Here is a 23,990-nt window from a genome sequence, read left to right on the forward strand (position 1 = left end):
CCGGTGATGTCCGCGGCTCGCGCTAGGTGCGCGGGGCCGCCATCCGGGGGCGTGGGCGCCGCACGGGAGCTCTCTGTCTTGTCTCGCCGGTTCCGTACGCCCAAATGCGAACGGCCTGGCGAAAGTCTCGGTCAGTGCGCTGCCCGACCCAGGTGGCTCCCGAGTACGAGGGCGGCGCGGTGACGTACGTCCTTAACGGGGGCCTTCCGGCGCCGGCGCCTTCGCGGCGGCAGGTACGGCGGCCATGGGTGATGCGGCCGTCACTGCCTCGCGGTCGGGCGCGAGCGGGTCGGTCACCGTGCCGGTCTCTTCATCGAAAAGCCCCTGCGCCAGCCTGGTCACCGCTGCGGGGACCGGCGGCGCCAGGTCGGCCACAGCTCGGAGACCGGACAGGACGTCGTCAGGTCGTACGGCAGGTGTCACGTGCCGAACAACCAGCCGCAGTATCGCACAGGGCTTGTCGGTCGGCCTATCAGTGTCGGAAGCGGCCCGTTCACCTTCGGTGACCGGTGCCAGGCTCACGACGGCTTCGCGGGCGTCGAAGGTGCGCATGCCGTTCTTGGTGCGGCGCTGGACCTCGACCTTCTCGGCGGCCGCGAAGAGCTCGGCGGCGCGCTCGGCCTCGGCGGGCTCGACGCCGTCGAGACGCAGTTCCCAGACGGACGCCGTCAGCCGGTCGGCCAGTCCCGAGGTGCGGGACTCGACGGCGTCGACGATGTCGAGCCCGTCGGGCATCGACTCGTCGAGGAGCTGACGGAGTGTCTCCGGGTCGCGCGGCGCGGTGAGCGCGATCTCCAGATACTCGGCTTCACTGCCCGTGCCGGTGGGTGCGGCATTGGCGTACGACACCTTCGGGTGCGGGGTGAACCCCGCCGAGTACGCCATGGGCACCTCGGCGCGGCGCAGCGCACGCTCGAAGGCGCGCTGGAAGTCACGGTGGCTGGTGAACCGGAGGCGGCCGCGCTTGGTGTAACGCAGTCGGATGCGCTGCACCGCGGGTGCGGGCGGCGGGCCTACGGGCTGTCGCTTGCCCAGTTCTCTCAGTCCTTCGTGAGTGCGGTCGTACTGCTACCTAGAGTACGTGCCATCGGCGTGTCCGGTTCCCGCCGGGCCACCGGTACGGGTGCGGGCTCCCCGGCCGGGGCCGCCACCACCGCCGGTTCCCTCGGCGCCCCGAACAGCATCCGGCGCACGTCGGCGCGGGCCTGGCGCACGCTGTCCCGGGCCGAGGCGAGGGCCTGGCGGGTGGCGCGGCCCACGCCGCGGGCGGCCTCGGCCGCGGGGCGCCACACCGCGTCGCGGACCACGTGCCCCACGGGCGTGAGCACCGACCGGTACGCCCACCGCACCGGCTCGACGAAGATCCACCGAAGGAGTCTGCCGAGGAAGCGGCCGACGGCGAGGGAGATGTGCCCGGCGACGCGCCAGGCGTGTCCGAGGGCGTCGCCGACCTCCCGGGCGACGACGGCGATGACCCGCCCGACGGGGGCGAGCACCCATCGCCACACGGCGACGGCGGGGACGACGAAGATCCAGCGGCAGAGCGTGGCGACGACGGTCCAGATGCCGCGCGCCAGCCAGGCGATGCCGAAGCCGATGCCGCGCGCCAGCCGGCCGAGGCCGGCGCCGATGCCGCGTGCCGCCCACGCGATGCCGTGCCCGATGGGGGTCAGCACGCGCGCGTAGAGCCACACCGCGGGGATGACGACCAACACCCGGCCCAGCCAGGCCACTCCGATGCCGACCGGCACCACCACGTACCGCCAGAGACCCACCCACGGCCAGACGAACACCGCCTTGAACAGCCACGTCAGGACGGCGCCGACGGCGCGGCCGGCGGCGGTGGCCCCGGCGGCGAGAGCGCGCGCCAGCCACGCGATGCCGTGTCCGATCGGGGTCAGCACGCGCGCGTGGAGCCACATCGCGGGGACGACGAGCAGGACCCGGCCCAGCCAGGCGATGCCGTGCCCGAGGCGCGTCAGCACGCGCGTGTACAGCCACACCGCGGGGACGACGACCAACACCCGCCCCAGCCAGGCCACTCCGGCACCCACCGGCACCACCACGTACCGCCAGAGACCCACCCACGGCCAGACGAACACCGCCTTGAACAGCCACGTCAGGACGGCGCCGACGGCGCGGCCGGCCGGTCGCAGCACGGTGCGGTGCAGGAAGCGGCCGCAGACGGCGAGCGCGTCCCACACCAGGCGCACCGGCACCACGAGGACGAGCACCACGATGCGCACCGGGATACGGATCGCGACGGCGAGACAGCCCTCGGCCTGCGGCTGTGCGGGCGCCGGGGCGTGCTCGGCCGGCCGCTGGTGCGGCTCGTGCCGCTGGGGCCGCTTTTCCAGGTCCATGCTGTCCTAGACGCGCGGGGCGCCGGTTCGGATGCGGCCGGTGCCGACCCAGTACCGGAGTTTGCCGCCCCGCTCGTCCTCGAACGTGCCGCCCGCCGCCTCGATGACCTTGCGGGAGCCGATGTTGTCGGTGTCGCAGGTCACCAGGACGGATTCCAGGCCGAGTCCGGCCGCGTACGGCAGGCAGGCGCGGAGCATGTCGGTGGCGTGGCCGCGGCGGCGCGCGGTGGGCCGGACCTCGTAGCCGATGTGGCCGCCGTACTCGCGCAGGAAGCGCGTGGCGACGGTGTGCCGGACGGTGACGCGTCCGAGGTACTCGGCGCCGTCGACGTACCAGAGGGTCGTGACCGGGACGGAGTGCGGCTCGGCGGGGTGGGCGGCGGCGCGCACCTCGGCGACGTACTCCGCGAAGACGGCGGGGTCCCGCCAGCGCGTGCCGTAGTCGCGCAGGGTGCCGCCGAGCGTCGTGTCGTCGCCGGGGCCGCCCTGCCCCTCGGCCCGGAACTCCTCCATCGCGGCGATGTAGGAGCGGTGCACCAGGCCGGTGGGCGGGGCGAGTCGGGGCATCTGTCGGGTGCTCGGTGCTTGGGCCGGGAGGTCCGCCGCTGTCCGGGCTTCCGCTACTTCACGACCGTGAGCGGCAGGAGCTTCTTGCCGGTCGGGCCGATCTGGATGTGCGTGTCCATCTGCGGGCAGACGCCGCAGTCGAAGCAGGGGGTCCAGCGGCAGTCCTCGACCTCGGTCTCGTCGAGCGAGTCCTGCCAGTCCTCCCAGAGCCAGTCCTTGTCGAGACCGGAGTCCAGGTGGTCCCAGGGCAGGACCTCCTCGTACGTGCGCTCGCGCGTGGTGTACCAGTCGACGTCGACGCCCATCTCGGGCAGCGTCTTCTCGGCGCAGCGCATCCACCGCTCGTAGCTGAAGTGCTCGCGCCAGCCGTCGAAGCGGCCGCCCTCCTCGTAGACGGCGCGGATGACGGCGCCGATGCGGCGGTCGCCGCGGGAGAGCAGGCCCTCGACGATGCCGGGCTTGCCGTCGTGGTAGCGGAAGCCGATCGAGCGGCCGTACTTCTTGTCGCCGCGGATCTTGTCGCGGAGCTTCTCCAGGCGGGCGTCGGTCTCCTCGGCGGAGAGCTGCGGGGCCCACTGGAACGGCGTGTGCGGCTTGGGCACGAAGCCGCCGATCGAGACCGTGCAGCGGATGTCGTTGGAGCCGGAGACCTCGCGGCCCTTCTGGATGACGTTCATCGCCATGTCGGCGATCTGCAGGACGTCGTCGTCGGTCTCGGTGGGCAGGCCGCACATGAAGTACAGCTTCACCTGGCGCCAGCCGTTGCCGTACGCGGTCGCGACGGTGCGGATGAGGTCTTCCTCGGACACCATCTTGTTGATGACCTTGCGCATGCGCTCGGAGCCGCCCTCGGGGGCGAAGGTCAGGCCCGACCTGCGGCCGTTCCTGGTCAGCTCGTTGGCCAGGTCCACGTTGAAGGCGTCGACGCGGGTCGAGGGGAGGGACAGGCCGATCTTGTCCTCCTCGTACCGGTCGGCGAGGCCCTTGGCGACGTCGGCGATCTCGCTGTGGTCCGCGGAGGAGAGCGAGAGCAGGCCGACCTCTTCGAAGCCGGTCGCCTTCAGGCCCTTCTCGACCATGTCGCCGATGCCGGTGATGCTTCGCTCCCGCACGGGGCGCGTGATCATGCCGGCCTGGCAGAAACGGCAGCCGCGGGTGCAGCCGCGGAAGATCTCCACGGACATCCGCTCGTGGACGGTCTCGGCGAGCGGTACGAGGGGCTGCTTGGGGTAGGGCCACTCGTCGAGGTCCATGACGGTGTGCTTGGACACGCGCCACGGCACGCCGCTGCGGTTGGGGACGACGCGGCCGATGCGGCCGTCCGGAAGGTACTCGACGTCGTAGAAGCCCGGGACGTAGACCGAACCGGTCCTGGCGAGCCGGAAGAGGACCTCCTCGCGGCCGCCGGGGCGGCCCTCGGCCTTCCAGGCGCGGATGATCTCCGTCATGTCGAGCACGGCCTGCTCGCCGTCGCCGATGATCGCGGCGTCGATGAACTCGGCGATCGGCTCGGGGTTGAAGGCCGCGTGGCCGCCCGCGAGGACGATCGGGTCGTCCAGGGTGCGGTCCTTGGACTCCATCGGGATGCCCGCGAGGTCCAGGGCGGCCAGCATGTTCGTGTACCCGAGCTCGGTGGAGAAGCTCAGGCCGAAGACGTCGAAGGCGCCGACCGGGCGGTGCGAGTCGACCGTGAACTGGGGCACCCGGTGCTCGCGCATCAGGGCCTCCAGGTCCGGCCACACGCTGTAGGTGCGCTCGGCGAGCACGCCCTCGCGCTCGTTCAGGACCTCGTAGAGGATCTGGACGCCCTGGTTGGGCAGTCCGACCTCGTACGCGTCCGGGTACATGAGCGCCCAGCGGACGTCGCATGAGTCCCACGGCTTGACGGTGGAGTTCAGCTCACCGCCGACGTACTGGATGGGCTTCTGCACATGCGGGAGCAGAGCTTCGAGCTGTGGGAAGACCGACTCGGCAGACATCGCGAACCTTCATGAGCTGGCAGGGGTGACCATCAAGCGTACCCCGGTGTTCACTCGCCCAGCGCCGCCCGCACTTTCCGCCGGGAGGCCTGCGCCCATTCCCCGGGCAGTTCCCGCTGCCGGTCGGCGCCCGCGGCCTCCTCCTGGCCGTAGAGAAGCCCCCAGGTGAAGGCGGACTCCCCGGCCAGATGTGCCTGGATCGCCAGCGCCCGCAGGGCCTCGCGCGCGACCACGCTGTCCTGGTGGTCGCCGAGGACGCTCTGCACGGCCTTCATCCGTTTGGCGAACCGCTTGGCGGGCCCGCCCAGGGCGGGGACCGCGGATTCGCCCGCGTACCGGGCGCGCTTGGCCGCCTTGCGGGCGGCGTGCAGCGCGAGGTCGCGCGCGTGGCCCGGGGGCAGGGCCAGGGCGTGGTCGACGCGGGCGGCGAGCCGGGCGTACTCCTTGAGCAGCGCCTTGGGCAGCGCCTTCTCGGGCGGCGCGCCGGCCGCGGGGCGCAGCGGGGGCGCGGCGAGCAGCGCGTCGAGGGTGTCCAGGAGGGTGAGGTAGCGCTTGCTGTCGAGGACGGCGAGGGCCCTGCGCCGGGCGCCGGTGCGGCGGGCGACGTCCCAGACGCGCAGCCGGCCGCGGACCGGGCCGAGCAGCAGGGTCTTGGGGAGCGCCCCGATGCGGTCGGCGAGGCGGGCGGCGAGGACCTCCTGGTCGCGGGCGACGCCCAGCTCTGCGGCGAGCCATTTGAGCTCCTCGCCGACGGCGTCGGTGACCGTCCGGTCGAGGATCTTGCGGTACGACTTGAGGGCGCTGCGCAGCCGCCGGGTGGCGACCCGCATCTGGTGGACGGAGTCGGGCAGGTCGCGGCGGACTGCGGGGTCGAGGGAGACGAGCGCGTCGCGCTGGGCGCGGAGGTAGCCGATGACGTGGTCGGCCGCGGTTCCGGGGCCCTCGCCGACGGCGTCGCGCACCGCCCGGGCCACGGCCGCGCTCCTGCCCGCCTTCTCGCCGCCGCCGACCGAGGTCTCGGGCCTGGCCCGCTCGACGGCCGGGTCGGCGGGTCCGGTCTCCGCCAGCGCCCTGGCGAGCTTCGACGGGGACGCGGAGCGCCGGGCGCCGGCCTTCTTCAGTTTCTTCTCGACCTTGTCGAGGAGGGCCGGGTCCGTGCCGTCCGCCAGCTCCACCTCGATCTCGGTCCATTCGGCGGTGCCGATGCCCCCGGCGAGCCGCTCGGCGCGCACCCGGTCGACGCTGACCTCGGCGAGCGTGCCGCCCCGGGCATCGAGGAGGTGGCACAGGGTCCGCGCGGAGCGCAGCCGCACGACGGGGAGCAGTTCGGCCCCGCGGACCCGGGAGCGCACGAGCCCGGCGAGGGCGCGGGGCACCGTGTCCGAGAGCGGGGCGTGGATCTCGTCCCGTACGCCGTCGGCGAGCGACACCGGCAGTTTCAGGTGCCAGCCCTCGTCGGCGCCGCCGGTGCGGCGCCGCAGGGTGACCGAGGCGGCCGCCAGGCGCTGGTCGGCGGTGTCCCAGTAGACGGCGTCCAGTTCGACGACGCCTCTGTCCGCGGCCTCCGCGACGTGGGCGACGCCGGACAGGTCGGGCAGCGTCGTGTCCGCCCCGACGTCGTACTTCCGCTCGATCTCACGCTTCGTCTCCGCCATGAAAGGAATCTGGACGCGAAATCCGGCGGCAAACATGGCCGGGGCGTTCTAGGCGGACATCGGCCGTTGCACCTTGATCGACTGGAGCAGGCCGACGGCCACCCAGACCGCGAACATCGACGAACCTCCGTAACTGACGAAGGGCAGCGGAAGGCCCGCGACCGGCATGATGCCGAGGGTCATCCCGATGTTCTCGAAGGCCTGGAAGGCGAACCAGGCGATGATCCCGGCGGCGACGATCGTGCCGTACAGCTCGGTCGTCTCACGGGCGATGCGGCAGGCGCGCCACAGGACGACGCCGAGCAGCAGCAGGATCGCGCCGGCGCCCAGGAAGCCGAGCTCCTCGCCCGCGACGGTGAAGACGAAGTCGGTCTGTTGTTCGGGGACGAACTGTCCGGTGGTCTGGGAGCCCTTGGTGAGGCCGGTGCCGGTCAGACCGCCGGAGCCGATGGCGATGCGCGCCTGGTTGGTGTTGTAGCCGACGCCCGCCGGGTCGAGCGCGGGGTTGGCGAAGGCGGCGAAGCGGGCGATCTGGTAGTCGTCGAGGACGCCGAGCTGCCATATGGCGACGCCACCGGCGACGCCCGTGCCGAGCAGGCCGAAGACCCACCGGTTGGAGGCGCCGGAGGCGAGCAGCACGCCGAGCACGATCATCGCCATCACCATGACCGAGCCGAGGTCCGGCATCAGCATGACGATCGCGATCGGTACGGCGGCGAGGCCGAGGGCCTGCACCACCGTGCGGTGGTCGGGGTGTTCCCGGTCGCCCGCGTCGACGCGGGCCGCGAGGAGCATCGCCATGCCCAGGATGATCGTGATCTTCACGAACTCGGAGGGCTGGAGCGAGAAGCCGCCGCCGAGCACGATCCAGGCGTGCGCGCCGTTGATCGTCGCGCCGAGCGGGGTGAGGACGAGCAGGACGAGGAAGACGGAGATGCCGTAGAGGATCGGCACGGCCGTGCGCAGGGTGCGGTGGCCGAGCCAGACGGTGCCGATCATCAGGGCGAAGCCGATGCCGGTGTTGAGGACGTGCTTGAGTGCGAAGGAGTACGGGTCGTCGCCGACGAGCTCGGTGCGGTTGCGGGTCGCCGAGTAGACGAGGGCGGTGCCGATCCCGGAGAGCGCGATCGCCGCGAGCAGCATCGGCCAGTCGAGCCTGCGCACCATCGAGTCGCGGGCCAGCAGCCGCGAGACGCCGGAGCGCTCGGGGCCGTACCCGGAGACGGAGAAGCCGTTGCCGGTCATCAGTCGCGCCTCCAGTGCTCGGCCGGGGGCCCGGCCAACTGCTGCTGTTCGGCCGGCTGTTTGGGCGCCTCCGGCTTGTACGGCTTGATCTTCGGGGACTTGATGGAGCCGTCGGGCTCGATCTTGGGCAGCTTCTTCTGGGGTTCGGGCAGGAGGGCCTTCTTCAGGTTCTGCTTGCCGTCGTCGTCCAGGCCGTAGATCGCGTTGTAGATCTGGCGGACGGCGGGGCCCGAGGCTCCGGAGCCCGTACCGCCCTGGGAGATCGTCATGACGATCGTGTAGTCCTTGGTGTACGTCGCGAACCACGAGGTGGTCTGCTTGCCGTAGACCTCCGCGGTACCGGTCTTGGCGTGCATCGGGATCTTCTTCTGCGGCCATCCCTGGAACCGCCAGGCGGCCGTACCGCGCGTGGCGACGTCCGCGAGGGCACCGTCTATGTCCTTCTGCAGCTTGGCGTCCATCGGCAGCCTGCCGTGCGACTTGGGCGCGATCTCCTCGACCTGCCGGCCGTCGGGGCTGACGATCGCCTTGCCGACGGTCGGGTCGTGGAGGGTGCCGCCGTTGGCGATGGCCGAGTAGATGGTGGCCATCTGGATGGGCGTGACGAGGGTGTCGCCCTGGCCGATGGAGTAGTTGACGGAGTCACCGGCGCGCATCTTCATGCCTTCGAGGCAGTTCTCGTAGGCGATGCGCTCGGCGTAGTCGCCGCCGTTCTTCTTGCCCTGCTTGCACCAGGCGTCCTTGTTGGCCTTCCAGTAGTCCTTCTTCCACTGGCGGTCGGGGACGCGGCCGGTGACCTCGTTGGGCAGGTCGATGCCGGTCTCCTTGCCGAGGCCGAACTGGTGGGCGGTCTTGTAGAACCAGTCCTTGGGGTGCTTCGTCGGCTTGTTGCCGCCGTCCTTGCGCCACTGGTCGTGCGACAGCTTGTAGAAGACGGTGTCGCAGGAGACCTCGAGGGCCTGGCCGAGGGTGATGGAGCCGTGGCCCTTGGACTCGTAGTTCTTGAAGGTCTGGCCGCCGATGGAGTACGAACTGGGGCAGGGGTAGCGGCCGCTGAAGTCGTAGCCCGCGTTGACCGCCGCGGTCGTCGGGATCACCTTGAAGATCGAGCCGGGGGCGGCCTGGCCCTGGATGGCGCGGTTGAGCAGCGGGTAGTTGGACTGCTTGCCGGTGAGGCGGGTGTAGTCCTTGCCGGAGATGCCGCCGACCCAGGCGTTCGGGTCGTACGTCGGGTTGGAGGCCATGGAGACGACGCGGCCGGTCTTGTTCTCCATGACGACGACGGCGCCCGCGTCGGCCTTGTAGTTCTCCCCGGTGTTCTTGTCGAACTCCTTGCGGGCCTTCTTCATCGCGTCGTTGAGCCAGTACTCGGAGACGGCCTGCACGCGCGCGTCGATGCTGGTGACGACGTTGGCGCCGGGCTTGGCCGCGTCCGATTCGGCCTTGCCGATGACCCGGCCGAGGTTGTCGACCTCGTAGCGGGTGACGCCGGCCTTGCCGCGCAGCTGCTTGTCGTAGGTGCGTTCGAGGCCGGAGCGGCCGACCATGTCCGAGCGCAGGAACGGCGAGTCGGTGTTCTCGGCCTTCTTGATCTCTTCGTCGGTGACGGGCGAGAGGTAGCCGAGGACCTGCGCGGTGTTGGACTTGCCGGGGGCGGCGTAGCGGCGCACGGCGGTGGGCTCGGCGGTGATGCCGGGGAAGTCCTCGGAGCGCTCGCGGATCTGCAGGGCCTGGCGGGGCGTGGCCTCATCGGTGATCGGGATGGGCTGGTACGGCGAGCCGTTCCAGCAGGGCTGCGGCGTCTTGGCGTCGCAGAGGCGGACCTTGCCCGCGACGTCCTCGGGCTTCATGTCGAGGACGTCGGCGAGCTTGGCGAGGACCGCCTTGCCGTCGTCCTTCATCTTCATCAGGTCCGTGCGGGAGGCGGAGACGACCAGGCGGGTCTCGTTGTCGGCGATCGGCACGCCGCGGGCGTCCAGGATCGAGCCGCGCACCGCGGGCTGGACGACCTGCTGGACGTGGTTGCCGGAGGCCTCCTCGGCGTACTCGTCGCCGTTGCGGATCTGCAGGTACCAGAGGCGTCCGCCGAGGGTGAGCAGGAGGGAGACGACGAGGATCTGGATCACGATGAGGCGGATCTGGACGCGTGGGGTCCGTCCCGTCTCGGGAATGTTGGTCACTTCTTCCCTCCCCGGGGCACGTCAGCGAAGTGAGTCGCCGTCACAGGCGCTTGACCCCCTTGATGCGGCCGGCGCGGGCCACCCGGGCCTTGGCCGCCTTCGCCCGCAGTCCGCCGCCGCGCTGGTTGCCGATGCGCAGCCCGGTGCCGGAGGAGAGCCAGCCGGACGAGACGTCGGCCGCCTTGTTGACGGGCGAGTTCTCCCCCAGCGGGTCGTTCTCGGCGCGCCGGGCGAGCGCGATGATCAGCGGCACCGTGAACGGCGCGAGCAGCAGGTCGTAGAGCGCGGCGGTGAACAGGAGCCCGACCAGGCCGACGTGGCGGGCGGCGGTGTCCCCGACGAGGGAGCCGACGCCCGCGTACATCAGGGTCGATCCGACGGCGGCGCTGACGACCACGACGAGCGGTCCCGTGGCGGAGCGCAGGCGGCCGTTGTCGGGCTTGGCGAGGCCCGCGAGGTAGCCGACGACGCAGAGGACCAGCGCGTACCGCCCGGCGGCGTGGTCGGCGGGGGGTGCGAGGTCGGAGAGGAGTCCGGCGCCGAAGCCGACGAGGGCGCCGCCGACGTGGCCGTAGACGAGGGCGAGGCCGAGGACGGTGAGCAGGACCAGGTCGGGCACGGCGCCCGGCAGCTGGAGCCGGGCCAGGACGCTGACCTGGATGACCAGGGCGACGACGACGAGGGTGGTGGAGAGCAGGATTCGGTTGAAGCGCATGGGTCCGGTCTCCTACTGCTCGTTGCCGTCGTCGGCGCCGTCGGCCGGGGGCTGTCCCTTGGGGGTGGCCGTGACGGTCACCGTCGGGGTGGGCTCGGGCTTCTTGGGCAGGACGGTGTCGCGCGGGTCCTCGCGGGGCGCCTCGACGACGACGCCGACGATGTCGAGCCGGGTGAATCCGGCGTACGGCTTCACGTAGACCCGGCGGGTGAGGTCACCGCCCGAGGGGTCGACGCGGACGACCTCGCCGACCGGTACGCCCGGCACGAACGGCTTGTCCTTGCGCGAGCCGAAGGTGACGAGCCGGTCGCCCTTCTTCACCTCCGCCTTGCCGTTGAGCAGCTGGACGGAGAGCGGGCGGTCGCCCTGGCCGGTGGCGAAGCCGAGCTCGTCGGTCTTCTCCATGCGGGTGCCGACGGTGAAGTCGGGGTCGTTGGCGAGCAGGACGGTCGAGGTGCTGGGGCCGACGGTGGTGACCCGGCCGACCAGGCCGTCGCCGTTGAGGACGGTCATGTCGCGCTTGATCCCGTCGCGGGCACCGGCGTCGATGGTGACGGTCCAGGAGAAGCCCTGGGCCGCTCCTATCCCGATGACCTCGGCGCCCTTGATGCCGTACTGGCCCGCGCCCGCCTTCTTGAGCATGTCGTCGAGCTGCTGCACACGGCTGCGGTTGCGGTCGTCGCTGCCGAGCTTCGCCTTCAGGGCGGCGTTCTGGCGCTCCAGTTCGGCGATGCGGTTGTGGCGCTCTCCGGAGTCGCGTACCGCGCCGATGGCGTTGCCGATCGGGTCGACGGCGGAGGACATCCCCTCCTCGACCGGACCGAACACCGTCGCGGCGCCCCGGCGGGCGCCGTCGACCGGTGAGTCCTCGCCGCCGCGGATGTCCACCGTGATCAAAGCGAACGCGATGGCCACCAGCAGTACCAGGAGCAGCCGGCTCTCTCGTGTGTCCCTCACGTGCGGCGGCGTGCCTTCCTCAATCGGATTCCGTGGAATCTGCGGGTTCCACGGGTTTCTGGGGAATTCTTCTGCCTTGCCTCTATATCAACGATCCGCCGCACGAGATGGCAGGCACTCGTACGGCGGATCTCTGCGCGTCAGATCATCTGCGCGGCTGGGCGTCAAGCACCTGCTGCAACGCCTCGAACTCCTCGACGCACTTGCCGGAGCCGAGCGCCACGCTGTCCAGCGGGTCCTCGGCGATGTGGATCGGCATGCCGGTCTCGCGGCGGAGCCGCTCGTCGAGGCCGCGCAGCAGGGCGCCGCCTCCGGTGAGAACGATGCCGCGGTCCATGACGTCACCCGACAGCTCCGGCGGGCACTTGTCGAGGGTGGTCTTGACCGCGTCGACGATCGCGTTGACCGGCTCCTCGATGGCCTTGCGGACCTCGGCGGCGGAGATGACGACCGTCTTGGGCAGCCCGGAGACCAGGTCCCGGCCGCGGATCTCGGTGTGCTCGTCGGCGTCCATGTCGTACGCCGAACCGATGGTGATCTTGATCTGTTCGGCGGTGCGCTCGCCGAGGAGGAGGGAGTACTCCTTCTTGATGTGCTGGATGATCGCGTTGTCCAGCTCGTCGCCCGCGACGCGGATGGACTGCGCCGTGACGATTCCGCCGAGGGAGATGACGGCGACCTCGGTGGTGCCGCCGCCGATGTCCACCACCATGTTGCCCGTGGCCTCGTGGACCGGCAGGCCGGAGCCGATGGCCGCCGCCATGGGCTCCTCGATGATGTGCACCTGACGCGCGCCGGCCTGCGAGGAGGCCTCGATGACGGCGCGGCGCTCGACGCCGGTGATGCCGGAGGGCACGCAGACGACGACGCGCGGGCGGGCGAGGTAGCGCCGCTTGTGGATCTTCAGGATGAAGTAGCGGAGCATCCGCTCGGTGATCTCGAAGTCGGCGATGACGCCGTCCTTCAGCGGGCGCACCGCGACGATGTTCCCGGGCGTGCGCCCGATCATCTTCTTCGCCTCGGCGCCGACCGCGAGGATGCCACCGGTGTTGGTGTTGATCGCGACGACGGACGGCTCGTTGAGTACGATCCCCCGACCCCTGACGTACACCAGCGTGTTGGCGGTCCCGAGGTCGACAGCCATGTCACGGCCGATGAACGACATGTTGTTCCCCATGAGGATGCGTCTGGCCTTCCCTATTGGAGCGTTTGATGGCTTTTTAGGTAGGCGAGGTGGGTGCTGTGTGGCAGTGGAGGCTTCCATCGTAGTCTCGGCTGCGCGAACACGGCGCTAGGGTCTTCGCCATTGTCAGCAGATGATGTGTCGCCCCGCCTTTTCAGACGTGCCATCGGAGGCACGGGTTCCCCCAATCGGGGCTGCATATGCCAGAGGACGGCCGAATCCCTCCGGCCGTCCCCCTTGCGCTCCGGCGCCGGTCCGGCACCGCCTGACGCCATGTCAGGACATCGCGATCCGGTCGGGTCAGGCGACGCCCGGGAAGAAGATCTTGAGCTCGCGCTCGGCGGACTCCTCGGAGTCCGAGGCGTGGATCAGGTTCTCCCGGACGATGGTGCCGAAGTCGCCGCGGATCGAGCCGGGCGCCGCGGCGATCGGGTCGGTCGGACCGGCGAGCGCGCGCACGCCCTCGATGACCCGCTCGCCCTCGACGACGAGCGCGACGACCGGGCCGGACGACATGAAGGCGACCAGCGGCTCGTAGAAGGGCTTGCCCTTGTGCTCGCCGTAGTGCTGCTCCAGGGTCGCCTGGTCGAGCGAGCGCAGCTCCAGCGCGGAGATCGTCCAGCCCGCCTTGCGCTCGATCCGGCCGATGATCTCTCCGATCAGACCGCGACGGACGGCGTCGGGCTTCAGCAGGACGAGGGTGCGCTGGCTCATGTGCGGCTCCAAGAGGTGTTCTTACGATCTTTGCGATCACGGGGGTTGACCGGCACGATACCGACCCTCCGCGTGCGGGCGTGCCGCAGGGCCGGGCGACCGGAACCCGTGCGCTCAGGCCGTCTCGGCCGATTGCGCCGCGAACCTCGCCTTCGCCTCGTCGATCTTGCGGCCGAAGTGGACCGACGCCCACCACAGGGCGGCGAACACGGCGCCGAGGAAGAACATGGTCGGCACCACGAAACCGCTCGCGATCAGCGCGATCTGCAGCGCCCAGCCGAGCTGCACCCCACCGGGCCTGGTGATCATTCCGCAGAGCAGCAGCGAGACCAACATGGCGATGCCGCAGACCGTCCAGACGGTGCCCATGGTCAGGTCCTCGTCCTTCATGGCGACCAGGCCCGCGAAGCCGATGACGAAGAACTCGCCGATCAGCGTCGAGGCGCAGAGCGTACGCACAGGAATCAGCCTCTCCCCAGGAGCAGTCGGGCCTCGCCGACCGTGATGACGGAACCAGTGATGAGGACGCCGCCGCCCGCGTACTCCCCCTCTTCCTCGGCGAGGGTGATCGCCGCCTCCAGCGCGTCGTCGAGGCGGGGCTCGACCTGGACGCGGTCGTCGCCGAAGACCTCGACGGCGATTCCGGCCAGGGTGTCGGCGTCCATCGCGCGGTGGCTGGAGTTCTGCGTGACGACGACCTCGGCGAAGATCGGCTCGAAGGCCTCAAGGAGCCCCTTCACGTCCTTGTCGTCGCTCGCCCCGACCACGCCGATCAGCCGGCTGAAGTCGAACGCCTCGCTGACCGCGGCGGCCGCGGCGCGGGCGCCCGCCGGATTGTGCGCGGCGTCCAGGACGACGGTGGGCGAGCGGCGCACCACCTCGAGGCGGCCGGGCGAGGCCACCGAGGCGAAGGCCTTGCGGATCGTGTCGATGTCCAGCGGGCGCGCGTGCTGCGAGCCGATGCCGAAGAACGCCTCGACGGCGGCGAGCGCCACCGCGGCGTTGTGCGCCTGGTGCTCGCCGTGCAGGGGCAGGAAGATCTCCTCGTACTCCCCGCCGAGGCCGCGGAGGGTCAGGAGCTGGCCGCCGACGGCGATCTGGCGGGCGACGACGCCGAACTCCAGGCCCTCGCGGGCCACCGTGGCGTCGGCCTCCACCGCCTTCTTCAGGAGCACCTGCGCGGCGTCCACCGGCTGCTGGGCCATGATCACCGTCGAGTCCGGCTTGATGATGCCGGACTTCTCCTGGGCGATCTCGCCGGGCGTCGAGCCGAGCCGGTCCGTGTGGTCCAGGTCGATGGGGGTGATGACGGCGACCGAGCCGTCGATCACGTTCGTCGCGTCCCAGCTGCCGCCCATGCCGACCTCGACGACGGCCACGTCCACCGGGGCGTCCGCGAACGCGGCGTACGCCATGCCGGTGAGGACCTCGAAGAAGGAGAGGCGGTACTCCTCCTTGGCGTCGACCAGCTCCACGTACGGCTTGATGTCCTGGTACGTCTCGATGAAGCGCTCGGCGTCGACGGGGGCGCCGTCCAGGCTGATCCGCTCGGTGATCGACTGGACGTGCGGCGAGGTGTACCGCCCGGTGCGCAGCTCGAAGGCGGAGAAGAGGGCCTCGATCATGCGGGCCGTGGACGTCTTGCCGTTCGTCCCCGTGATGTGGATCGAGGGATACGCGCGCTGGGGCTCGCCCAGGACGTCCATCAGCGCGGCGATGCGGCGGACGGACGGCTTCAGCTTCGTCTCGCCCCACCGGCCCGCCAGCTCCGTCTCCACCTCGCGCAGCGCCCGGTCCACCTCCGGGTCGGCGGGGCGGGTGGGGACGTCGCCCTGGGGCGGGCCCGCCTGGGTGCGCAGGGTGCGGCTGCCGGCCTCGATCACCGCCAGGTCGGGGTCGCGGTCGGTCTCGGCACCGACGATCTCGTCGAAGGGGTCGCCGTCCGCGGGTCGGTCGGCGTGGTCGTCGTGCGGGGGGAGCTCACTCACGTACGCCAGTCTACGGAGCGCCACCGACACGCGCCGTCAGGACCTCCGGGTCGGCCCGCGGGAGCGTCGTCGGGACCTTCGGCCCGTCCGATTCGGGACCTTGGTCCCTCCGCTTTCGCGGGCCGCCGGGCAAACTTGGCGATCATGGACATAGGTATCGACCTCGGCACTGCGAACACCCTCCTCTACGTCCGCGGCAAGGGGATCGTGCTCAACGAGCCGTCCGTCGTCGCCGTGCGGGCCGACCGGGGAGGCAAGGGCGGGGTGCTGGCCGTGGGGACGGAGGCCAAGGAGACCATCGGGCGCACGCCCGGCTCCATCACCGCGATCCGTCCGCTGCGGGACGGCGTGATCAGTGACTACGAAGCCGCCGAGGAGATGATCCGGCACTTCGTGCGCAAGGCGGTGCCCGGCCGCCGGCCCCGTACGCGCATGGTGGTGTGCGTGCCGAGCGGGGTCACCCCCGTCGAGCGGCGCGCGATCGTGCACGCCTCGCAGCGGGCCGGGGCGCGGGCCGTGCACATCGTGGAGGAGCCCATGGCGGCCGCCATCGGAGCGGGGCTGCCGGTCGCCGAGCCGCGCGGCTCGATGGTCGTCGACATCGGCGGCGGCACGACGGAGGTCGCCGTCATCTCCCTGGGCGGCATCGTCACCGCCCAGTCGCTGCGGGTCGGCGGCGACCGGCTCGACACGGCCATCACCGACTTCGTCCGCAAGGAGCACTCGCTGCTCATCGGGGAGCGCACCGCCGAGGACATCAAGGTCGCCATCGGCTCCGCGTGGCCGGTGCCGGGCGAGGATGCCCTGGAGATGCGGACGTTCACCGTGCGGGGGCGGGAGAAGGTGGGCGGCCTGCCCAAGACCGTCGACCTGACGGCGCGCGAGGTGCGGGCGGCTCTGGACGAGCCGGTCGAACAGATCATCGCCGCCGTCAAGACGACCCTGGAGGAGTGCCCGCCGGAGCTGTCCGGCGACATCATGGAACACGGGATCGTCCTGACGGGTGGCGGCGCGCTGCTGCCCGGCCTCGACCTGCGGATCGCCTCCGGTACGGGGATCCCGGTCTTCGTCGCCGACGACCCGCTGGACAGCGTGGCCCTGGGCTGCGGGAAGTGTGTGGAGGACTTCGACGGGCTGGAACGGGTGATGTCAGCGGCGTAGGCCTCCGGCCGGGGGCGGCGGTACGCCTCCGGCGCCGGGTGGGTGCTTCGGCTGCGGGCCGTGGGGGTTTGTCGCGCAGTTCCCCGCGCCCCTTAGTGGTCCTGCCTGGGCTGCGACCTTGGGGCACTGCCCCCCGACGGATCTTTTTCGGCTGCCGGGCGCGTGGGGGCTTGTCGCGCAGTTCCCCGCGCCCCTTAGTGGTCCTGCCTGGGCGGCGGCCTTGGGGCACTGCCCTCCCCCCCCGACGGATCGCCCCTGAACGGCACCTGCGGTCACCGGCGATGCAGGACGACCCAGGGGCGCGGGGAACTGCGCGGCCCGCCCCCACCGGGCCGCAGTGGGCGACGGGCGTCAGAGGTCCGTCAGTTCGCCCGAGGAGAGCGTGGCCCGGACCTCGTACGCGTCCCCCCGCGGCCCCGCCGCGAACGTGCCGCCCACCGCGCGGATCCGTTCCGCCATGCCCGTCGTGCCGATGCCCGCGGAGACGGGCGCGGCGGCCGGGGCCCTGGTGGGGAGCGGGTTGCTGACGGTGATCTCCAGGCGGCCCCCGCACAGCGCCACCCGCACCGTCACCCTCTCGCCCGGCGCGTGCTTCGCCGCGTTCGTCAGGCACTCCTGGACCACCCGGTGGACCGCGGCCTGGCGCAGCGGCGAGAGGCGGTGGGCCGCGTCGTCGATCAGGAGGTCGACGGGGCTGCCCGCGCGCCCGCTGCGCTCGGCCAGTCCGGGGAGCGCGTCCAGGCCCGGGGTCGGGGCGCCGTCGATGCCGCGCTGCACGATGATCTCGTTCAGCATCCGGTGCGCACTGCGCGCCGCCTCCGAGAGCTCCTCGAAGCCGTCCTCGAAGGGCCCGCCCGCGGCCCTGCGCCCCAGCACCTGCGAGCGCACGCTCAGCAGCGTCAGCTCGCGCCCCACGAAGTCGTGCACGTCCCGCGCGATGCGGGCCCGCTCCTGCTGGACGGCGTGCAGCGCCTCGGTCTCCGCGCGCTGCGCGGCCAGCGCCTGCACCAGGTCCTGCCGGTTCGCCGCGACACCGACCCCCGCCGCGAGCACGCCGATGGGCACGACCAGGCTCAGGAACGAGCCGAGCGTGGCCCCCCGGTGCACCGGCCAGCCCGGCAGGTTGAACATCACGTACGCGAAGCCGACGTAGCCGATGACGCCGAGCGTGCCCGCAAGACGGCCCCGGTAGCGGCCCAGGGAGTACAGCACGAACTGGGCGAGGGTCAGCTCGTGCAGCCAACCGAGGAAGAGCAGCGCGATCGCGTACGTCACCCAGGGCAGCCTGCGGCGCAGCAGCAGCGAGGAGGCGCCGGCCGCCAGGGTCACGACGGCGAGCGGGCCGTTGAGGGAGTTGTCCGCCTCCGCGAGGCCCGGCACGTCCAGGCTCATCAGCGCGAAGGCGCTGAGCGCCGTCAGCACGTCCTGGGCGCGCGGCGCCTGCGCCCAGCGCCTGCCGAGGCGGCCGGCCGTGGCCGCCGCCTGGCGTATCGCCTGGGCGGCGGACAGGGTGCGCATGCCTTCCATCATCCAAGGTCTTTCGGCCCGTTCCACCGGACTTAGGTCCTTGTTTTGGTGATTTGCCGCACCCTGGGCGTTTGCGGGCGAACCAGCGTGGTGTGCACACAACGGGTGTACTTTCGGCGCGGCTGCCCGATCCCGGCTTGCGCCGGGGGTCAAATCGGACCATGTGGTATGCCCAGAACCCCGCCAAGCGGACCCATCAGCTGGCCGGCGACGCCGGGGTCCTCCTGTGGACCGCCCTGTGGGCCGCCGCCGCCGTCGCCACGTACCGGCTGGCCTGCCTGCTCGCCCTGCCCCGCGCCCTGCAGACGCACAGCGCGCCGCTGCCCCTGGTCGGCGGACGCGTCGACCTCGCGCTGCGGCGCATCGCGGACGCCGTCGACGCCATGGACCCCGTGGTCGTCCGCACGGCCGTCGCCGTGGGTGCCGTCGCCCTCTTCGTCCTGCCCGTCGGCCTGCTCCTGGCCGCCTGGCTGCCGCGCCGGCTGCGCTGGATCCGGCAGGCGGGCGCCGCCCGGGACCTCGCCGACTCCGTCGACGGCCGCGAGCTGCTCGCCCTGCGCTCCCTGCTCCGGCCCCTGCACGAGGTGGCCGCCATGGCCTGCAACATCGCGGGCGCCACTCCCGGCTCGCTCGCCGAGGGCTGGCGCAACGGCGATCCGCAGACCCTGGACGCGCTGGCCGAGGCGGAGCTGGAGCGGCTCGGCCTGGATCTGCTGCCGCGGGCGCCGGAGGAGCTGGGTCCGATCGGCCGGCAGGCCACCGGGCCGGTCGCCGAGTCGCTCACGTAGCCGAATCGTTCACGTGGCCGGGACGCGCGAAGGCCCCGGGACCGCTGCGGTCCCGGGGCCTTCGTCGCGTACGCGCTCGCGGTGCTACGCGGCCGGCAGGGCCTCCAGCTGCGCCTGCAGGCGCGCGATGTCGGCCTCGGCCTTGGTGAGGCGGCCGCGGATCTTGTCGACCACGTTGTCCGGCGCCTTCGCCAGGAACGCTTCGTTGCCGAGCTTCGCCTCGGCCTGCGCCTTCTCCTTCTCGGCGGCGGCGAGGTCCTTGGCGAGGCGCTTGCGCTCGGCCGCCACGTCGATGGTGCCGGAGAGGTCGAGGGCGACCGTGGCGCCCGAGACCGGCAGCGTCGCCGTCGCCGTGAAGGCGTCGCCCTCCGGCTGGAGGCGGAGCAGCTGGCGGATGGCGGCCTCGTGCGGGGCGAGCGCCGTACCGTCCAGGGTGAGCCGGGCCGGGACCTTCTGGCCGGGCTGGAGGCCCTGGTCGGCGCGGAAGCGGCGGACCTCGGTGATGACCTGCTGGAGCGTCTCGATCTCGCGCTCGGCGGCGGCGTCACGGAAGCCGCTGTCCGAGGGCCAGTCGGCGATCACGAGCGACTCACCGCCGGTCAGCGCCGTCCAGAGCGTCTCCGTCACGAACGGCACGATCGGGTGGAGCAGGCGCAGCGTGACGTCGAGGACCTCGCCGAGGACGCGGGCCGAGACCTTGGCGCCCTCGCCGCCCGCCATGAACGTCGTCTTGGACAGCTCGACGTACCAGTCGAAGACCTCGTCCCACGCGAAGTGGAAGAGGGCGTCCGACAACTTGGCGAACTGGTAGTCGTCGTAGAGCGCGTCGACTTCGGCGACGGTCGCGTTGAGGCGGGAGAGCACCCAGCGGTCGGTGGCGGACAGCTGCTCGGCCGGGGGCAGGTCGCCCTCGATCGTGGCGCCGTTCATCATCGCGAAGCGCGTGGCGTTCCAGATCTTGTTGGCGAAGTTGCGCGAGCCCTGGACCCAGTCCTCGCCGATCGGCACGTCGGTGCCGGGGTTGGCGCCGCGGGCGAGCGTGAAGCGCAGGGCGTCCGAGCCGTACTTGTCCATCCAGTCCAGCGGGTTGACCGCGTTGCCGAAGGACTTCGACATCTTCTTGCCGAACTGGTCGCGGACCATGCCGTGCAGCACGATCGTGTGGAACGGCGGGGTGCCGTCCATCGCGTACAGGCCGAACATCATCATCCGGGCGACCCAGAAGAAGAGGATGTCGTAGCCGGTGACCAGGACGGAGTTCGGGTAGAACTTCGCGAGCGAGTCGGTCCGCTCGGGCCAGCCGAGCGTGGAGAACGGCCACAGGCCCGACGAGAACCACGTGTCGAGCACGTCGTTGTCTTGGCGCCAGCCCTCGCCCGTGGGCGCCTCGTCGTCGGGTCCGACGCAGACGACCTCGCCGTTCGGCCCGTACCAGACGGGGATGCGGTGGCCCCACCAGAGCTGGCGCGAGATGCACCAGTCGTGGAGGTTGTCGACCCAGTCGAAGTACCGCTTCTCCATCTCCTGCGGGTGGATCTTGACCTTGCCGTCGCGGACCGCGTCGCCGGCGGCCTTCGCGAGCGGGCCGACCTTGACCCACCACTGCATCGACAGGCGCGGCTCGATGGTGGTCTTGCAGCGCGAGCAGTGGCCGACGGAGTGCGTGTACGGGCGCTTCTCGGCGACGACGCGGCCCTCGGCGCGCAGCGCGGCGACAATGGCCGAGCGGGCCTCCAGGCGGTCCAGGCCCTGGAAGGGGCCGTGCGCGGTGATGACGGCGTGCTCGTCCATGACCGCGATGTTCGGCAGGGAGTGGCGCTGGCCGATCTCGAAGTCGTTCGGGTCGTGCGCCGGGGTCACCTTGACGGCGCCGGTGCCGAACTCGGGGTCGACGTGCTCGTCGGCGACGACCGGGATCGTGCGGTCGGTCAGCGGCAGCTTGATCTGCTTGCCGACGAGGTGCTTGTACCGCTCGTCGTCGGGGTGGACCGCGACGGCGGTGTCGCCGAGCATCGTCTCGGCGCGGGTGGTGGCGACGACGAGCGTCTCCTCCCCCTCGCCGTACTTGATCGAGACCAGCTCGCCGTCGTCGTCCTGGTACTCGACCTCGATGTCCGAGATCGCCGTCAGACAGCGCGGGCACCAGTTGATGATGCGCTCGGCGCGGTAGATCAGCTCGTCGTCGTAGAGCTTCTTGAAGATGGTCTGGACGGCCTGCGAGAGGCCCTCGTCCATGGTGAAGCGCTCGCGCTCCCAGTCGACGCCGTCGCCGAGGCGGCGCATCTGGCCGGAGATCTGGCCGCCGGACTCGCCCTTCCACTTCCAGACGCGCTCGATGAACGCCTCGCGCCCGAGGTCGTGGCGGGACTTGCCCTCCTTGGCGAGCTCGCGCTCCACGACGTTCTGCGTGGCGATGCCGGCGTGGTCCATGCCGGGCTGCCAGAGCGTCTCGTGGCCCTGCATGCGCTTGCGGCGGGTGAGGGCGTCGATGAGCGTGTGCTCGAAGGCGTGGCCGAGGTGGAGCGCGCCGGTCACGTTCGGCGGGGGGATGACGACGGTGTACGGAGGCTTGTCGCTCTTCTCGTCGGCGGAGAAGTAACCCCGTTCCACCCAGCGCTCGTACAGCGGCCCCTCTACCTCGGCCGGCGCGTACTGGGTCGGCAGTTCGGGGGTGGTCGCTGGGGGCTGCTGCTGAGCGTTCTCGGTCACGCGGTCAGTTTAGAGGGGTCACCGAGCGGTCCAGAAACCGGAATCTTCGACATCGCTTGTCGCCGGGGGCTCCGGAGGACCCGAACTTCCTCCAGGATGTCCGGGACACATCAGCGTTTTGAGGGGGACCCACGCCATGAGCAACCAGCAACCGGGCCCGTACGACGGGCAGCAGCCCCAGCAGCCCGGCCCGTACGGCCAGCAGCCGCCGCAGCAGCCGGGCCCGTACGGGCAGCCGCAGCAGCCCCAGCCCGGCTACGGTTTCCCGCCCCCTCCGCACCAGGCGCCCCAGGCTCCCCAGCAGGACGCCTACAGCCAACCCCAGCAGCCGGGCCCCTACGGGCAGCAGCCCCAGCCCCCGTACGGCCAGGTCCCGCCGCCCCCGCCCGCTCAGGGCGGCGGCAAGAAGAAGACGGGGCTCGTCATCGGCGCGGTCGCCGTGGTGGCGGCGCTCGGGGTCGGCGCGTACTTCGTCTTCGGCGACGGCGGCTCGACGTCGGTCGAGGACGACGGCGCGCACAAGCTGGTGCCGCCCGCCTCGGTGGGCGAGTACAAGAAGAGCGACGAAGGGGGCTCCGGCGAGGGCCCGCTCGGCTCGGGCGACAAGAAGAACGCCGAGGACATCGGCATCAAGAACCCCGAGAACGTGTCGGCCTCGTACAAGTCCGGTGAAGTCCTCAAGGGGAAGCAGATGACCTTCCAGGGGATGTACGGGCAGATCGACGACCCGGAGCAGGCCGTCGACGACGGGTTCGTCAAGGCCGACGAGAACTCCGAGAAGCAGTCCCGCAAGTCCACCGACCCCGGTGACAAGGTCGAGCTGGTCGGCAGCCCGGAGACCGTCGAGCCCGACGGTCTCGACAACGCCGTCATGAAGTGCCAGACCGCCCGCATCACGGACGGCGGCGACGAGATGAAGCTGCCGATCTGCATCTGGGCCGATCACAGCACGTACGGCATCGTCTTCGGCGTCGACGTGGCCAAGCTCGGCAAGGGCGGCGGCCTGGCCACGGACGACGTCGCCGGGTTCGCGGCCGACCTGCGCAAGGCGGCCCGCGTCAAGGCGTAGCGGGACCGATGAGGAGAGGGGCCCGGGGCGGCGTGGCGTCCCGGGCCTTCGTACGTCCGTTCTCTGGAACAGCCCTTCAACAACTCCGCATCGATCCGGTCCGGCGGTCCGCCCCCGCACGCCCGTCCGCGAGGATGTTCGGAACACATGAGCATCGGGAGGGAACCCCAGCGATGAGCTACCACCAGCCGGGTCCGTACGGCGGGCAGCAGCCCCAGCAGCCCGGGCCGTACGGCCAGCAGCCGCAGCAGCCCGGCCCCTACGGCCAGCCGCCGCAGGCTCCCCAGCCCGGCTACGGCTACCCCCAGCAGGCCCCGCAGCAGGGCGGCTACGGCCAGCCCCAGCAGCCGGGCCCCTACGGGCAGCCGCCCCAGCCCCCGTACGGCCAGCAGCAGCCCTACGGCCAGGTCCCGCCCCCGCCGCCCGGTGGCGGCGGCAAGAAGACCGGCCTCGTCATAGCCGCCGTCGCCGTGGTCGCCGCGGCAGCCGTCGGCGGTTACTTCCTCCTGGCGGGCGGCGGGGACGACGACAAGGGGGGCGGCAAGCACGGCGGTTCGTCGAGCGTCGCGGACGGCGGCATCAAGAACGACGGCCCGCACAAGCTGACGACGCCGGCGACCGTCCTGACCGACTACGAGAAGGACGAGGAGCAGTCCAGCGGGCTGAACAGCATCGACCTCGACAAGGCCGAGGCCGCTGGCGTGAAGAACCCCAAGGATGTGCACGCCGGTTACAAGTCGGGCAGTGAGGACAACCCAATGGCGCAGAAGATCCTGAACTTCGGCGGCGTCTACGGGGACATCGAGGACCCCCAGGGTGTCGTCGACCACATGTTCACCAACGCCAAGGAGAAGAACGAGTCGTCGGCGGGCGCGGCCGGCGGCCAGAAGGTCACGCTGGTCGGCGAGCCGAAGGAGTACAAGCCCGCCGAGCTCGACGGCGGCGCCGTCCTGAAGTGCCAGGAGATGAAGGTCGCCATGGGCGGCGCGACCGGCACCTCCGGCTCCGCCACCGGGTCCTCGGGGCCGAGCGAGATGTCCGCGGCGACGTGCATCTGGGGCGACCACAGCACCATCGGCTACGTCGTCACCACCGATGTCGCGAGCGCGCTGTCCGGGACCGCCGTCGACCTCGACGAGGCGGCGACCACCACGGCGAAGTTCCGCGGGGAAGTGCGCGTCAAGCGCTGA

At 71.4% G+C, this 23,990-nt stretch carries 19 protein-coding genes; 4 read left to right on the forward strand and 15 right to left on the reverse strand.

Features of this window, described 5'->3' with window-relative positions; translation table 11 throughout:
- Positions 1–192 precede the first annotated feature (192 nt).
- From ACZ7DY_RS12410 to folC, 13 genes are all read right to left on the reverse strand, one after another.
- Positions 193–993, reverse strand: a complete 801-nt coding sequence (locus ACZ7DY_RS12410) for a TIGR03936 family radical SAM-associated protein (protein ID WP_471133510.1) — start codon at positions 991–993, stop codon at positions 193–195.
- A gap of 47 nt (positions 994–1,040) precedes the next feature.
- Positions 1,041–2,363: a hypothetical protein gene (locus ACZ7DY_RS12415; protein WP_471133513.1), complete on the reverse strand. Its 1,323-nt coding sequence runs from the start codon at positions 2,361–2,363 to the stop codon at positions 1,041–1,043.
- Positions 2,364–2,369: 6 nt separating this feature from the next.
- On the reverse strand, positions 2,370–2,930 hold the full coding sequence (locus ACZ7DY_RS12420; RefSeq protein ID WP_471133516.1) for a GNAT family N-acetyltransferase: 561 nt from the start codon (positions 2,928–2,930) through the stop codon (positions 2,370–2,372).
- Positions 2,931–2,983: 53 nt separating this feature from the next.
- Positions 2,984–4,909 (reverse strand): TIGR03960 family B12-binding radical SAM protein, encoded by a 1,926-nt coding sequence (locus ACZ7DY_RS12425; RefSeq protein WP_471133519.1) that lies wholly within the window; start codon positions 4,907–4,909, stop codon positions 2,984–2,986.
- Between the two features lie 50 nt (positions 4,910–4,959).
- Positions 4,960–6,564 carry a CYTH and CHAD domain-containing protein gene (locus tag ACZ7DY_RS12430; protein WP_471133521.1) on the reverse strand — a complete coding sequence of 535 codons (1,605 nt, stop codon included), beginning with the start codon at positions 6,562–6,564 and terminating at the stop codon, positions 4,960–4,962.
- Between the two features lie 48 nt (positions 6,565–6,612).
- Positions 6,613–7,809, reverse strand: a complete 1,197-nt coding sequence (gene rodA, locus ACZ7DY_RS12435; RefSeq protein WP_471133523.1) for a rod shape-determining protein RodA — start codon at positions 7,807–7,809, stop codon at positions 6,613–6,615.
- Positions 7,809–9,989, reverse strand: coding sequence for a penicillin-binding protein 2 (gene mrdA / locus ACZ7DY_RS12440; protein WP_471133526.1), 2,181 nt, complete (start codon positions 9,987–9,989; stop codon positions 7,809–7,811). The genes rodA and mrdA overlap by 1 nt, the downstream gene beginning before the upstream one ends.
- Before the next feature lie 40 nt (positions 9,990–10,029).
- A complete protein-coding gene (mreD, locus tag ACZ7DY_RS12445) occupies positions 10,030–10,704 on the reverse strand; it encodes a rod shape-determining protein MreD (protein ID WP_471133528.1) in 675 nt (224 codons plus the stop codon).
- A 12-nt stretch (positions 10,705–10,716) separates the two neighbouring features.
- Positions 10,717–11,661, reverse strand: coding sequence for a rod shape-determining protein MreC (gene mreC / locus ACZ7DY_RS12450; protein WP_471133530.1), 945 nt, complete (start codon positions 11,659–11,661; stop codon positions 10,717–10,719).
- A gap of 145 nt (positions 11,662–11,806) precedes the next feature.
- On the reverse strand, positions 11,807–12,826 hold the full coding sequence (locus tag ACZ7DY_RS12455; protein ID WP_030362602.1) for a rod shape-determining protein: 1,020 nt from the start codon (positions 12,824–12,826) through the stop codon (positions 11,807–11,809).
- Between the two features lie 318 nt (positions 12,827–13,144).
- Positions 13,145–13,558: a nucleoside-diphosphate kinase gene (gene ndk, locus ACZ7DY_RS12460; RefSeq protein WP_471133533.1), complete on the reverse strand. Its 414-nt coding sequence runs from the start codon at positions 13,556–13,558 to the stop codon at positions 13,145–13,147.
- Positions 13,559–13,672: 114 nt separating this feature from the next.
- Complete coding sequence (locus tag ACZ7DY_RS12465; protein WP_471133535.1) at positions 13,673–14,017, reverse strand: DUF4233 domain-containing protein; 345 nt, start codon at positions 14,015–14,017, stop codon at positions 13,673–13,675.
- 5 nt (positions 14,018–14,022) lie between these two features.
- Positions 14,023–15,546, reverse strand: coding sequence for a bifunctional tetrahydrofolate synthase/dihydrofolate synthase (gene folC, locus ACZ7DY_RS12470; RefSeq protein ID WP_471133538.1), 1,524 nt, complete (start codon positions 15,544–15,546; stop codon positions 14,023–14,025).
- 144 nt (positions 15,547–15,690) lie between these two features.
- Between folC and ACZ7DY_RS12475 the strand changes: the two genes are divergently transcribed.
- Positions 15,691–16,707 carry a rod shape-determining protein gene (locus ACZ7DY_RS12475; RefSeq protein WP_471133541.1) on the forward strand — a complete coding sequence of 339 codons (1,017 nt, stop codon included), beginning with the start codon at positions 15,691–15,693 and terminating at the stop codon, positions 16,705–16,707.
- 351 nt (positions 16,708–17,058) lie between these two features.
- On the opposite strand, the gene ACZ7DY_RS12480 is transcribed toward ACZ7DY_RS12475, so the two are convergent.
- On the reverse strand, positions 17,059–18,225 hold the full coding sequence (locus ACZ7DY_RS12480; RefSeq protein WP_471133544.1) for a sensor histidine kinase: 1,167 nt from the start codon (positions 18,223–18,225) through the stop codon (positions 17,059–17,061).
- A 170-nt stretch (positions 18,226–18,395) separates the two neighbouring features.
- Between ACZ7DY_RS12480 and ACZ7DY_RS12485 the strand changes: the two genes are divergently transcribed.
- The gene (locus ACZ7DY_RS12485; protein ID WP_471133547.1) at positions 18,396–19,022 is read left to right on the forward strand and encodes a hypothetical protein; all 627 of its coding nucleotides are present in this window, start codon (positions 18,396–18,398) and stop codon (positions 19,020–19,022) included.
- Between the two features lie 84 nt (positions 19,023–19,106).
- Here ACZ7DY_RS12485 and ACZ7DY_RS12490 read toward each other — a convergent pair whose 3' ends face one another.
- Positions 19,107–21,731, reverse strand: a complete 2,625-nt coding sequence (locus ACZ7DY_RS12490; RefSeq protein WP_471133550.1) for a valine--tRNA ligase — start codon at positions 21,729–21,731, stop codon at positions 19,107–19,109.
- Between the two features lie 136 nt (positions 21,732–21,867).
- On the opposite strand from ACZ7DY_RS12490, the gene ACZ7DY_RS12495 reads away from it, so the two are divergent.
- Positions 21,868–22,800, forward strand: coding sequence for a hypothetical protein (locus tag ACZ7DY_RS12495; RefSeq protein WP_471133553.1), 933 nt, complete (start codon positions 21,868–21,870; stop codon positions 22,798–22,800).
- A gap of 173 nt (positions 22,801–22,973) precedes the next feature.
- Positions 22,974–23,990 (forward strand): hypothetical protein, encoded by a 1,017-nt coding sequence (locus ACZ7DY_RS12500; RefSeq protein WP_471133556.1) that lies wholly within the window; start codon positions 22,974–22,976, stop codon positions 23,988–23,990.

Source organism: Streptomyces sp. NPDC037013, assembly GCF_055607265.1.